This window comes from Paraburkholderia bengalensis, assembly GCF_037126505.1.
GTDB lineage: Bacteria > Pseudomonadota > Gammaproteobacteria > Burkholderiales > Burkholderiaceae > Paraburkholderia > Paraburkholderia bengalensis.
This window is the reverse complement of the sequence record NZ_JACFYJ010000050.1, coordinates 47,841-59,642: the sequence shown is the minus strand read 5'-3', so window position 1 is coordinate 59,642 and position 11,802 is coordinate 47,841. Positions and strand designations below refer to the sequence as shown.

Annotated in this window: 13 protein-coding genes and 1 pseudogene; 9 read left to right on the top strand and 5 right to left on the bottom strand. The window is 57.4% G+C overall.

Annotated elements, in window-relative coordinates:
• Positions 1 to 486: 486 nt before the first annotated feature.
• Positions 487 to 633, top strand: a complete 147-nt coding sequence (locus tag H3V53_RS25830; RefSeq protein ID WP_336600370.1) for a hypothetical protein — start codon at positions 487 to 489, stop codon at positions 631 to 633.
• A gap of 278 nt (positions 634 to 911) precedes the next feature.
• Complete coding sequence (locus tag H3V53_RS25825; protein ID WP_336600369.1) at positions 912 to 1,412, top strand: porin; 501 nt, start codon at positions 912 to 914, stop codon at positions 1,410 to 1,412.
• Positions 1,413 to 1,924: 512 nt separating this feature from the next.
• Here H3V53_RS25825 and H3V53_RS25820 read toward each other — a convergent pair.
• Both H3V53_RS25820 and H3V53_RS25815 read right to left on the bottom strand, forming a co-directional pair.
• Positions 1,925 to 2,083, bottom strand: coding sequence for a hypothetical protein (locus H3V53_RS25820; protein WP_336600368.1), 159 nt, complete (start codon positions 2,081 to 2,083; stop codon positions 1,925 to 1,927).
• A gap of 463 nt (positions 2,084 to 2,546) precedes the next feature.
• Positions 2,547 to 2,997 (bottom strand): annotated as a pseudogene (locus H3V53_RS25815) (integrase); the annotation flags it as partial.
• Positions 2,998 to 3,426: 429 nt separating this feature from the next.
• On the opposite strand from H3V53_RS25815, the gene H3V53_RS25810 reads away from it, so the two are divergent.
• The 6 genes from H3V53_RS25810 to H3V53_RS25785 all read left to right on the top strand — a co-directional run bounded on the left by H3V53_RS25810 (position 3,427) and on the right by H3V53_RS25785 (position 8,894).
• Complete coding sequence (locus H3V53_RS25810) at positions 3,427 to 5,007, top strand: methyl-accepting chemotaxis protein (protein WP_336600367.1); 1,581 nt, start codon at positions 3,427 to 3,429, stop codon at positions 5,005 to 5,007.
• A 543-nt stretch (positions 5,008 to 5,550) separates the two neighbouring features.
• Positions 5,551 to 5,862 (top strand): BufA1 family periplasmic bufferin-type metallophore, encoded by a 312-nt coding sequence (locus H3V53_RS25805; protein ID WP_336600366.1) that lies wholly within the window; start codon positions 5,551 to 5,553, stop codon positions 5,860 to 5,862.
• A gap of 37 nt (positions 5,863 to 5,899) precedes the next feature.
• Entirely contained in the window at positions 5,900 to 6,808 is a 909-nt protein-coding gene (gene bufB / locus H3V53_RS25800; protein WP_419539575.1) for an MNIO family bufferin maturase, read from the top strand.
• 1 nt (position 6,809) lies between these two features.
• Entirely contained in the window at positions 6,810 to 7,592 is a 783-nt protein-coding gene (locus H3V53_RS25795; protein ID WP_336600375.1) for an HvfC/BufC N-terminal domain-containing protein, read from the top strand.
• 44 nt (positions 7,593 to 7,636) lie between these two features.
• Complete coding sequence (locus tag H3V53_RS25790) at positions 7,637 to 8,098, top strand: DoxX family protein (protein ID WP_336600364.1); 462 nt, start codon at positions 7,637 to 7,639, stop codon at positions 8,096 to 8,098.
• A 28-nt stretch (positions 8,099 to 8,126) separates the two neighbouring features.
• Entirely contained in the window at positions 8,127 to 8,894 is a 768-nt protein-coding gene (locus tag H3V53_RS25785; protein ID WP_336600363.1) for a YkgJ family cysteine cluster protein, read from the top strand.
• Positions 8,895 to 8,918: 24 nt separating this feature from the next.
• Here H3V53_RS25785 and H3V53_RS25780 read toward each other — a convergent pair whose 3' ends face one another.
• From H3V53_RS25780 to H3V53_RS25770, 3 genes are read right to left on the bottom strand one after another with little or no spacing between them, the layout of a single operon-like run.
• Positions 8,919 to 9,560 carry a DUF1109 domain-containing protein gene (locus tag H3V53_RS25780; RefSeq protein WP_336600362.1) on the bottom strand — a complete coding sequence of 214 codons (642 nt, stop codon included), beginning with the start codon at positions 9,558 to 9,560 and terminating at the stop codon, positions 8,919 to 8,921.
• Entirely contained in the window at positions 9,557 to 10,102 is a 546-nt protein-coding gene (locus H3V53_RS25775) for a sigma-70 family RNA polymerase sigma factor (protein WP_336600361.1), read from the bottom strand. The genes H3V53_RS25780 and H3V53_RS25775 overlap by 4 nt, the downstream gene beginning before the upstream one ends.
• Positions 10,103 to 10,117: 15 nt before the next feature.
• Positions 10,118 to 10,924, bottom strand: coding sequence for an SDR family NAD(P)-dependent oxidoreductase (locus tag H3V53_RS25770; RefSeq protein ID WP_336600360.1), 807 nt, complete (start codon positions 10,922 to 10,924; stop codon positions 10,118 to 10,120).
• Between the two features lie 290 nt (positions 10,925 to 11,214).
• On the opposite strand from H3V53_RS25770, the gene H3V53_RS25765 reads away from it, so the two are divergent.
• Positions 11,215 to 11,802 carry a TetR/AcrR family transcriptional regulator gene (locus H3V53_RS25765; protein ID WP_060609582.1) on the top strand — a complete coding sequence of 196 codons (588 nt, stop codon included), beginning with the start codon at positions 11,215 to 11,217 and terminating at the stop codon, positions 11,800 to 11,802.

Below are 11,802 nucleotides of genomic sequence, written 5' to 3'. Positions count from 1 at the left end.
TCAAAGAGACCGACGACCTGGTCGATGTGATCCGGATTCTTCATCAGCGGATGGATCCCTCTCATCACCTGAGCGAGCAATAGCTTCTTCTTTCCACTCGGCGTTGACGCGTGACCGCCGTGGCATTATCCGGCGATTGCCGATGCGATCTACGAGGGCAGCCGGCCGCGTACTGTCCGTACATGTTCGTCGTCAATGACCCGGAGGTGAGGCGCAGCACATTGAGGTTTTTCCGAAGCGTCCCGACGCCGTCCATCCGACGCGCACCTTTGCTGCGCCGCGCCCTCGCTGCCGCGCAGGTAGCACCTGGCATGGTGCGACGACGTCCACAGGCGACAGCGCATTGCGCGCGCAGAGGTGACGCTCACGGCCAGGGTGGACGATCCGTCGAAACTGAGCCTTGCGGGTCGTCCGATCGCGAATCTGCGCCACTTTCCGCGGCTTGCTGTCGGCTGCATGGCGACCCCAACGTGCACGAAACTCGCGATGTCGATCGTGACGAGCCCCAAAATGGCGGGCGCATGGGCAGATGAAGGGCAACTCGTGCGGCCCGTCGCTGAGGGCGAAGAGATTTCGGATCTCGTGCCGGTTCATGTAGGGCAGGTTATCGGTGACGGATTTGAAGACGCTTAATGACATAACGCCGTCTGCGTAAGGCGGCACGGCATAGGCCATATGGCCCAATCGACGCGCGGTATTGCCACGAGGTGCGTTCATCGGATCCCTGTGGCCTTCACAAATGTAAATTTTCTGGCAGTTGCCGCGATATTTTCCGGGCATTGTGTGGTTAAGGCGCCGAGCGCCGGTTAGGCGAGAAGGAAAAATCAATCTCCGCCGGATTCGTTCCGATGTTTCGGTGTACGACATAATCACAAAATGGTTGCAGACGATAGATGACGAAGGCGAGGAGAGTGCTGTGTAAAGCGGCCCGCAGAGGCGGCAATCTGGCGGGCTTGATATCGACAGCGACGCTGCACGCCGTCCCGGCGAGCGCGCAATCGTCGATGACGTTCTATGGCGTCGTCGATACGGGTATCCGCTACACGACGCACGCGGACCCGCAGGGAAATTCGGCTGTCCGGCTCGCTAACAGTGGCGCGACGGAGAGCCTTTTCGGATTCAAGGGAACGGAAGATCTTGGTGCCGGCAACAAGGCCGTGTTCCACTTCGAAGACCGCTTTTCCCCCAACACGGGCGCAACTGATCCCGCCTATCCGTTCTTCAATACGGCGTCCGTCGGCCTGCAATCGAGCACCTGTCGCAAGCTGACGATGGGCCGTCAGATCAATCCGCTTTCCGACGCCGTGCTGAGCGCCTTCGTGTCGATCGTGCGGGTGTTGACGATGAACGGCGTCTTGCCTCCGCAATCGCGGCGGAGCGTTTCGAGAGCTAGTAGAGCACACTGTGGTTAGCCGTGCGCTACGCACCGCCGACAGAAGCGGAATGCTGGACGATAGTGATCGGAAGCAGACGCGTCGAGCAGCGACATATCCAGGGCACTGTCTGGCAGGCGCAGCAGCTGACGCAAATGCCTAGGTTCGAAAAGCTTGCGCACGGGCGCAGCTCACACGGACGGATTGATATCCGGCAGTATCTTCTGGACGAGAAAATCGGCTCGAACCGCATTGGCGCGGCGGAACTTCCAAAGTATCGACAGGAATGACTCTCCCGGTATCAGCCAGTCGAGGTTGAAGACGCTCCCGAGCGAAAGATCGCGCCCGCCAAATGCAAGTATTGGGAAACGTGGCGCCCTGAGCGCGGTCGTCTCACGCTGTCGCAAGGACACGACCGGTCGCATGTCGTGATTGAACGCAGCCGCAATGACAAACAGCGTGAGTCCACAAGGCTGAGTCAGGGCAGTAACCCGGAGCGCCCCTGAGTTCGCTGTCCTTGAGCACGATCTCGACAGCGCGCGCGAAAGAATCTAACGGTCCCGATAGCCCACGTCGAAGGCATGAGGTAGATAGAAGCGGGTGAAGCTCCAGGGGCTGCATTCAGGATAGGCGGTCTGATCATATCCATTGAGGCATGTTGCGATATTCTCGGCGTCGCGGATGCCGGCGAACGCCAGTTCTTCGACCATGAGACGTGCGACGATCTGCGTTTTCTGCGCAACCTGAAGGGCTGTTTCCTGTGCGAGCAGTTCTTCCTGCCCGACGAGAAACGTGAAAAGCTTGATCTGCTGGCGATCGAGCGCGTCGTGTACATCGCTTAGCCATTCATACTCTTGATCGTTGAGTCGTTGGGCTTCGTCGCAGACAGGATGACGGTGCCGCGTCCGGCCCGGGCGGGGGCTTCACGGATGCGTAAAGAGAGTCGTGTCCGTTTGCTCGATGTTGCCGGCGTTCCGCGCCGTATCGCCAACGGCCTCCAGCAGGGTCGCAAAAAACGGGCCCTCGGCATGGCGCGGCTTGTGCTCGCACTAGGCATGTCTTGGGATGCTCCCTTGCCAGCAGAAGGCGGACGTACTCTATGGCACGAGTCTCTTTCCGACTCGCGACGGGCCATAGATAAGAGCGCCCATGATTCGGTAACGAAGACACCTGCGCCAGATTTGCTTTCGCGTTGTCGAGCTTGATCCATTCCCAGGTTGCATAGGCCAATTCCGGCAGTCGTTCCGACGGAACGCCATCGTGCGTTCCGCGGGACAGGCCCGCTATCGTGAATGTCCGCGCATAGTGAGGCTGCGCGCGTATACACGTCTACGATGGCAAGAAGCCAAACCATTTCCATCTCGAATTCATGCGCAAAGCCGAGCGGATTCCGCACGACGACCTTGAGCCGGATGTCGAGCCTGTGGCCATCGAATTCGACGACCTGATATGGACGCGTCGCTACTGGAGCGCCTGCAGCTTCCCGGCGCGGTAGGCCCTTAGATGCGATGCGCCCGCTGAACGGGCGGCGGTGCCGAACGTACGCAACATCTGCTTTTGTGACTCGGGAAAGCGATCGGAGCGCGCGATCGGCCGTGTTGAGCGGATAGTCGGCGGCCGTCACGGTCTACGTCCGTGTGCGGGAAAACTCACATAGCTGAACACCATTCGCCTTGTGAATGTTCGCCTAAGCAGAGAAGCAGAGTCACACGCGAATCCCTCGCTTTCCTTGCAGGAAGTTAAGAACGTTTCGCAAGCCCTAGATCGATGCGCGGATTCGGCGGCCCGGCCTGGCCGATGTTCACTCCCGCCGTTCATGCCGAACGATTGATCTCGCTGAACAACCTTTTACGCCAGGATTCATTGAAAAATTTTTCGTGCGCTGTAACCGGCTAGCTGCTTCGGGCGAATTAAGCAGAGCGGTGACACAGTTAGCGAACACCGCCTCGCTAGAAGGCCGGTAGGCGGCGTCGCCGAGCGGGAGCGACATGGTAAAGGCTAACGAAAGGCGCTGTAAGGATTGTGCCGAAAAGATTCGCAAACGGGGGCGAACATGAAATTCCCAACTCAGAACGTGCGCGCTACGATCACCACGGGATTTGGTGTTGTGATGGTTGCGCTAGTGACTCTCGCCGGATTTTCCATCATACAGGTGCAAAGCATCCGCGAGAGACTCGACGATATCATCGATCTCAACGGTGTCAAGGAGCGCTATGCCATCAATTTTCGGGGTAGTGTCCACGACCGTTCGATCGCCTTGCGGGACGTCACACTCGTTGGTAAAGAGGAACTCCCTGCTGTGATACAGAACATCAGGAAGCTCCAGCGCTACTATGAACAGTCCTCTGAGCCGATCGAAAGAATCTTCCTGGAAGGTTCGAACGTCGACGACGACGAAAAGGGGATCTACGCTGGAATCAAGTCTGCGCAGGCGCGTGCCTTGCCATTAATCGAGCAGGTAATCAACCTTCAATCAGACGGCAGACAGGATGAGGCTCGCAGGGTCTTGCTGGACAGCGCGCGGCCGGCCCTTGTCGCATGGCTCGCGGCCGTGAACACAATGATCGATTACGAAGAGTCTCTGAGCGAAACGGAAGGTGTGGAGGCGCGACAAATCAGCGTGAAGTTCAGGATCTTGATGGCAAGTCTCGCGGCAACTGCGAGCGTCCTGAGTCTTGGTGTCGCGTGGTACGTCGCGCGCAAAATATCGCGAACCCTCGGCGCCGATCCACGTGCAATGATCGCTTTTGCAGGAGCAATTCGCGATGGAGACCTCTCGAGACCTTCGCCAGCACGCTCCGACGATTCGACAAGCGTTATGGCTACTGTCGCGACAATGCGCGACAGTCTCACAAGCATCGTTGACCAGGTGCGAAAGGCTGCTGATGGAGTTGTAAGGGCGAGTCGCGAGATTGCCGATGGCACGAACGATCTTGGGGCGCGTACTAGCCGGCAAGCTGCAGCGCTTGAGCAGGCGACCAACGCGCTGAGCGAATTCGACTCAAGCGTCTCGGCGAACGCAGCGAATTCGGGACAGGCGGACGAGCTGGCGAATAAGGCTTCTCTGACTGCAGGTAATGGCGGAGACGCAGTAGGGCGTGTAGTCGAAACCATGCGTGGAATCGACGCATCATCGCAGCGGATCGGTGAGATCGTTTCGGCAATCGATTCCATCGCGTTCCAGACAAACATTCTCGCTTTGAACGCTGCGGTCGAGGCCGCCAAAGCTGGCGGTCACGGGAAAGGCTTTGCTGTCGTAGCTGGCGAAGTTCGAATACTCGCACAAAAGAGTGCGCAAGCGGCCAAGGAAATCAAATTGCTGGTAAAGGAAAGCAACTCACGTGTAAGCGATGGCGGGCGCATGGTGCAGATAGCCGGGGAAACTATCGAAGAGGTGATTGTGGCCTCGCGGAATGTGACGTCTATCATGAGTGAAATCAACGATGCTTGCCGCTTGCAAACGCAACAGATCGGCGAAGTGCGCAGCATGATTGAGCATCTTGAAGGGACAACGCAGCAGAATGTAGCGTTGGTCGAACAATCCGGAACCGCTACAGAAATGCTTATTGCGCAGGCAGAAAATCTGCTCGAAACGGTCAGCATCTTCAAAACTTCTGCCGGCACGGCGACATAACGCTCTTATCTCTCGGGCGTCCGGCGTTTTACCGTCGGTATCGCTGGTCCGCTTCTACTCTTAGGTCTCACCGTGAAAGACCAAATTCAGCTGGCTTTCGCGCTTGATTTACGACGCAGTGATGCAGAACCGGCGCCACCTGCATTTCGAAATGTGCCCGCGATGCTCGGTTGATATTTCCGTATTCGAGTTCAGCGCCAGCCGGCCTGGTGCCTTTCAGTTCGTTCGCTTTCCTACGAGCGACGCACCTATCGACTCCGAATACTTCGGCCACGGATGTGTTCACCAGTTGATGAACGTTCTCGGAAGGTTTTCGCGGTGCGCGAGCCATCATCTCGCGAGGCAACCGACTAAGGAAGCCGAAAGTGCGCTGAGGTTACGGCCTCGCCGGTAGCCGAATCCAAGCTGCTGTATCGCTGAAGCAAATCATCACAAAATGTTTAGAAGAAGTATTGCTCGCTCCTTGTAACCAGCGACGCGCTCGGTGCGAATTAGTCGTTGTACTCAGTCGAGTACCACTAATCAATCATTTGGAGAGAATCCATGTCCGCAAAGACCGTCGTGAATGCAGCCCTGCTCGCAGGTGCCGTGGCTAGCCTGCTGTCGTCAGTCGCAAACGCTGCACCTTTGACGAAAGCTGAGGAGTCGGCAGCCGTGGCAGCTCATAAAGAGAAGTGCTACGGCGTTGCACTGAAAGGCCAAAACGACTGTGCCGCAGGTCCGGGAACCACGTGCCAAGGCACGTCGTCGGTCGATTTCCAGGGCAACTCGTGGAAGTTTGTCCAGGGCGGTACGTGCACGAGCATCACTGTACCGGGTGGCGCCCATGGTTCGCTGACGCCGGTGAAGTCGTAAGCTGCTGGCCAAGGGAGCGGAGACTGTCATGAGGAATCTGACTGACGCAGACGTTGTTGCAGCTCATCGGCATCTTCAGCTCCCTGCGGCATGCGTGCAAGGGCTGGTAGGGGTCAGCTTCAAGCATGAACATTTCGCGCCGATCCTCGAGAACCGGCCTAAACGCACCTTCTTTGAGGTGCACGCGGAAAATTACATGGGTGCGGGTGGACCGCCGCATCGCGCGCTGGAGGCTATCCGTCGAGACTATCCGCTATCGGTTCACGGCGTGTGCATGTCGATCGGAGGAGAGCAGCCGCTTGATGTCGGTCATCTGAAGCGATTTCGTGACGTGTGCCTGCGATACGAACCTGAGCTGGTTTCCGAACATCTGGCATGGTCGAGCCATAGCGGTCGATTCTTCAATGACCTTTTGCCGGTGCCCTATACGCAGAAGACCCTCGCGCAAGTCTGTGCGCATATTGAGCAGGTTCAGGATGCAATCCAGCGACCGCTACTTATCGAGAATCCGTCGACATACATAGTATTTGCCTCGTCTTCAATGACCGAGCCGGAATTCCTGAAGGCTGTCACGCAACGAACAGGTTGTGGCTTGCTGCTTGACGTGAACAACGTGTTTGTGTCGGCGACCAATCATGAATATGACGCTTTTGCCTATCTGGACAGTCTTCCGTTGCATGCTGTGGGTGAGATTCACCTGGCCGGTCACACGCAACAGCACGATGACGAGGGTGCTCTGTTGCTGATTGACAGTCACGATGGTCCGGTTGCCGACTCCGTCTGGGCACTGTACGAGCACGCTATCGGGGGTCTGGGGCCTGTGCCGACATTGATCGAATGGGATAGCGCTCTACCCTCATGGGAAGTGCTTTGGGAGCAAGTTGGCAAAGCGAACGCACGGATGGCCGGTGTGCGTTCGGCCAAGGAGTTAGGGAATGGCAACTGACATGCCGATTGAAGCGTCGGCAACAGGCTTCCAGTCTGCTTTCGTCGCAGGACTCCTTGATCCGCTCGTGAGTGCGCCCGATGACGTTGTGGCACGTGACGGGAAGTCTGTGGTCGCCCGGTACAACGTGTATCGCAACAACGTGACAGTCAGCCTGATAGATGCGCTTGCAGCGATTTATCCTGCGGTTCAGCGCATTACGGGAGTGGACTTCTTCAGAGCAATGGCACGTTTCCACATTCGTGCCATGCCGCCCGTATCGCCCCTGCTGTCTGAATATGGAAGGAGTTTTCCTTCTTTCATCGAAGACTACAAGTACGCGCAACAAATGCCGTGGCTTGGCGATGTTGCTCGCATCGAGCGTGCGTGGCTGGATGCCTATCATGCTGCCGATTTTCCCGTCATTACCCATGACATCTTCGCTGCGATCGAGCCTGATCTGCTCGCGTCACTGCGTTTCACGGTGCATCCAGCTACGAGAATCGTACGTTCAGCGTACCCCGCGCTTTCAATTTTCGCCATGAATCGTCGCGAGGGTCCTGTCAGTCCGATTTGTTCGGCCGAGAGCGAAGATGCACTTGTGACCCGACCAGAGCAGGATGTGCTGGTGTCTGTACTCCCACCGGGTGGGGCGGCATTTCTGACAGAGCTAAGCGACGGTGTACCGCTCGGCGCCGCAGTTTCGGCGGCCTTTGATGATTCGCCCTGTTTTGATCTCCAGGCCAATCTCGCCGGGATGATCTCGGCTGGCGTGTTCGCCGGCGTCACTTATGGAGATTCCTGATGGTTTCGCATCGACAATCAACTGAACCTTCCAATGAGGCGGCCATGATCAAACTGATTGATAAGGCCAGTCGGATGGTCCAGAAAGTTGCCCAGCCGTGGCTCACGCAACTTGTACTTCGAATCGCGCTGGCCGTGCCTTTCTGGAAATCAGGAATGCTCAAATGGCACGGCTTTCTGCAACTCAATGACACAGCGATCACCCTGTTCACTGACGAATTCCAGCTGCACCTGCCAGGTGGGCCGTATCACTACCCTATGCCCGCATTGGTTGCATTTCTTTCGGGTTGTGGCGAAGTGACGTTTCCTGTCTTGCTTATACTCGGTTTGGGTACACGTTTCGCCGCAGTTGGTTTGCTGCTGATGACGTGCATTATCGAACTCACAGTGCCCGATGGATGGCCGATACATATTACCTGGGCTGCAATGGCGTTGGGCATTGCGGCTTGGGGACCAGGCAGGATATCGATTGATCATCTCTTCGCCAGCCGCGTGCGTGGTTCGTGAACCATTCGCCGTGACGGAGCCGACACTCATGGATGCAACAATTCGCTTTTCCTGCACGCAGTGCGGTAAGTGCTGCCACAATCTGCGGCTTCCCTTGAGTTTGAGTGAAACCGCAGGGTGGCTGAACAGGGGCGGTAATGTACAGATCTTTTGTGAAGCGATCCCGTGGCCACAGGAACCCGCTGCCGGGAACTTGCAGGCCCGTCACAAACGGGATCGCTCATTTGCGGCCGTCAGTGGCGATCTGCCGATCAGGGTCGTAGTCAGCGTTGTCGCATCGTTCGACGGTCCGTGTCCCCATCTGTTGCCCAATATGCGATGTGGAGCCTATGACGTCCGGCCGCTCGTGTGTCGCATTTATCCAGCCGAAGTGAATCCCTTCATTGAGCTCGCGCCCACGTCGAAAGCCTGTCCACCGGAGGCTTGGGCGGTCGACCAGCCGGTGTTCTGGGCCGCCGGGAAGGCGGTGGATCTCGTAACGGTGCGTGCGTCCGAACAGTTGCGGACCATCGACTTTCACGAAGCCCCGATAAGGGCGCGGTTGTGCAGTTTGCTCGGTATCGCCAATGCGGCGCTTGCGAATGAAGGGTTTGTTATTCATTCGGTCAAACGCGAAGCGTTACTGGCGGCGTTGTCGCGCATCAATATGGACGCCGTTTCGGATCTAGACCGATCAGATTGGGAATTTGTCACGAGCAAAGCCAGCACGCGCGAGACGCTTCTTGAAATTGGCGCACGGGTTGTCGATCGTGACGCCGTATCGCCCACTGGTTCAATGGAGTACCTGGCCTTCTAATCAAAGTTGCCTTCTGTTGGGCGGCTACCATCGCAGCAATCTTGGGCCAACTACTGCACCGATTGCAGCCACAAGAGTCATTCCCAATACATACCAGATACCCCAGAACGCTGGGCTCATCTCTGGACAATGAAGGCAGTAAGCGATGGTGGCGATGGAGCTGGATAGCAACCCTGCCGACGCGCCAGCCAGTCTTAGGTTCGTTGGTGCGAGGCTCCTCAACGCGACGAACACAGCAATAAAGCCCGGAATCGAGAGCATCAGAATGTTGAATGCGCAGGTTCGCCAGGACATCCCGAACAGAAGAAGAGGGCGGTCTTGCGGTTCTGCCATGCAGACAAATGTCGCGCCCGCTAACCAGACCAAAGCTATCGGCATACCCACCAGCAACTGCGCTCTGCCGATTTTCGCTCCCGGTCGTGAAAGGCGAGTGGTGGCAATAAGGGCGCCAATCGCAATACACGTGGGAAGAGCAATCTTCGCGAGGAACAATCCAGTGTATGCGACGGATGCCAAATCCGGGCGCCGCCCGAATTTCCACTGCATTAGCAACAGTGCGCCAAGGGCGGCAACGAGCAACGCCAAAGTAAAGCGACGCGCTGCTGTATCGCGGCTCACAGGCTCTGCCCCGGTCGCGAGCAGGTCGACAAGTTCTTCTGTTTTCATGCTGTGCCTCTTACCAGGGCGGCAAGTGCTTTCAGTCCCCGGTGAACACTGACCTTGACGGAAGCTTCGGACAATCCGGTCAGATGCGCAGTCTCAGCAACGGATCGTCCTTCCAGCTTGACATGCAGGATCGACATTTTCTGCTTGGCCGGCAGACTCGCCAGCAACTTGCCGATATCCCGGCGCGCATCGGCGGGCTCATCGTCCGTCGATGCAAAAATATCGTCCTGGTCGTCGATAGAATCAGTCAAGGCGTCTTTGCGCGCTCGGGTCCGGAAATAGTCCGTGAGTTTATATCGGGCTATTGCATGTATCCAGGCCGTCAGCGGTTCGTCAGGTCGATAGGTGTGGCGAGCATTATGTACGGCCAGAAGGATTTCCTGTATCAGGTCTTCGACGTCATGCTGCATGTGGGGCAGACGCTTACGCAAATAGCCGCGAAGGTGGCCGGTCAGATCTGCGAGGAAGTTGCGATACGCACTGGCGTTTCCTTCAAGTCCCGAGCGGAAAGACGCTTTCAGACTGGTTTCGGCGTTGTACAAGAGCTTTCCCCAGCTTCACAGCGCCGAATGATCGCGAACCGCCTCCGCGAGTTGCGATTTGAGACCGGCGAACCGGCGGTCCAGGGCTGCTGGGTCTTCCCTGTTGCGGGCAATCATCTCTGCTCGTGCCTGGCCGCCCCGGATGACCTCGAAAGCGTTGGTAGGGATGCCATCCAGGATTGCCTCGGCCACCGCTGACGCTGGTTCGCGCACAAATCCCAGGTCTGGGCCAGCTTTCGACGTCTGCATCATCGGTGTATCGGTTGCCCCTGGATACACGGTCATGACATGTACACCTTCGTCCGCGAGTTCGCGGCGCAACGCCTCGCCAAACCGTGAGAGTCCAGCCTTTACTGCCGCATAGGTTGTGTAAAAGGGCATACCGATCAGCGCGATGCCGGATGCAACATTGATCACGAGCCCTTCACCGCTCTCGCGCAGCTTCGGCAAGGCAGCCTGGGTCAACAGAATCGGAGCCAGCAGGTCGACGTCTATCATCGCGCGGATTTCCGCTTCCGTCGTGTCCTCCAGCCGTCCTGCCCGTACGCCGCCGGCGTTATTGACCAAAACGTCCAGGCCCCCGAGCGCGTCAAGAGCGCCATTCAACGTTGCCGCACGGCCGGAATCTGTTGATGCATCCGCGACGACTGCGCTTGCCGCGATGCCAGTTGCAGCCAGCTGTTTCACCGCGTCATCGAGAACGGCGGCCCGTCTGCCGGTGATTACGATGCGGGCTCCAGCCGAGCCGAGCGAGTGCGCCAGTGCAAGTCCGATTCCACTCGAACCTCCAGTAATCAAGACGCGTTTTTGCTGTATTTCCATAGCTCTGATGTTCTATGTGAGACGGGTCGTTGGATGAACGTGAGTGCGATTACACGCCCAGTCGAAAGCAGATTCGCTGGCACCGAGAAAGCGAGGGATGAGCATGAAAACAGGCTGTGGCATTCCCCGCTGCGATGCGTTGATCGACCCGGGATACGGGCGCAGCGCACGACAGCGCAGAAAATCGATTCACATTGGGTAGTTTTAGAACGATTGCTTTAGAATAGCCGAACGGAAAATTGCATGCAACATCACGCCCCGGTAGCATCGGTTAATGTAAAGAGGAATCTATGGCTCGACCGAGGGAGTTTGACGAAACAGCGGTGCTAGACGCGGCCGTCCACCAGTTCTGGCTTTACGGTTACGAAGCGACGTCGGTGCGAGACCTTGCGCAGAGCATGGGAATGACGGGCGCCAGCCTATACAACGCATTCGGAGACAAGCGCTCCCTGTTCCGAAAGGCACTGGCACATTACGTCGCAAAGAGCTTCGGCGACCGGGTATCGCGCTTTGAGCAACTGCCGCCGCGAGATGCAATCGTCGCGTTTTTTGACGAAATCGTCGATCGCTCGATTTCTGACGAAGACCGAAAAGGGTGCCTCCTGATTAACTCAGCGCTTGAGGTCGCGCCTCACGATCCCGAGTTCCAGGAAACGATCGCTGGTGTCCTCGTAGAGGTTGAAGATTTTTTTCGGCGTTGCGTATCCGCCGGTCAGCGCAGCGGTCATATCTCCGACGACCAGTCCGCTGATGACCTTGCGCGCATTCTTTTGAGTACGTTGCTCGGAATACGGGTGCTTGCACGCGCCCGGCCCGAGCGTGCGCTTCTCACAGGATTACTGCGCCCCGTGCACGCATTGCTGGGCTTACAGGTCTGA

Coding starts and splice junctions, on each gene's coding strand:
- H3V53_RS25795 (WP_336600375.1), top strand. CDS start 6,810: ATGCCGATTGAAGCGTCGGCAACAGGCTTCCAGTCTGCTTTCGTCGCA.
- H3V53_RS25830 (WP_336600370.1), top strand. CDS start 487: ATGTCGATCGTGACGAGCCCCAAAATGGCGGGCGCATGGGCAGATGAA.
- H3V53_RS25785 (WP_336600363.1), top strand. CDS start 8,127: ATGGATGCAACAATTCGCTTTTCCTGCACGCAGTGCGGTAAGTGCTGC.
- H3V53_RS25790 (WP_336600364.1), top strand. CDS start 7,637: ATGATCAAACTGATTGATAAGGCCAGTCGGATGGTCCAGAAAGTTGCC.
- H3V53_RS25770 (WP_336600360.1), bottom strand. CDS start 10,924: ATGGAAATACAGCAAAAACGCGTCTTGATTACTGGAGGTTCGAGTGGA.
- H3V53_RS25820 (WP_336600368.1), bottom strand. CDS start 2,083: ATGGTCGAAGAACTGGCGTTCGCCGGCATCCGCGACGCCGAGAATATC.
- H3V53_RS25805 (WP_336600366.1), top strand. CDS start 5,551: ATGTCCGCAAAGACCGTCGTGAATGCAGCCCTGCTCGCAGGTGCCGTG.
- H3V53_RS25780 (WP_336600362.1), bottom strand. CDS start 9,560: ATGAAAACAGAAGAACTTGTCGACCTGCTCGCGACCGGGGCAGAGCCT.
- H3V53_RS25810 (WP_336600367.1), top strand. CDS start 3,427: ATGAAATTCCCAACTCAGAACGTGCGCGCTACGATCACCACGGGATTT.
- H3V53_RS25765 (WP_060609582.1), top strand. CDS start 11,215: ATGGCTCGACCGAGGGAGTTTGACGAAACAGCGGTGCTAGACGCGGCC.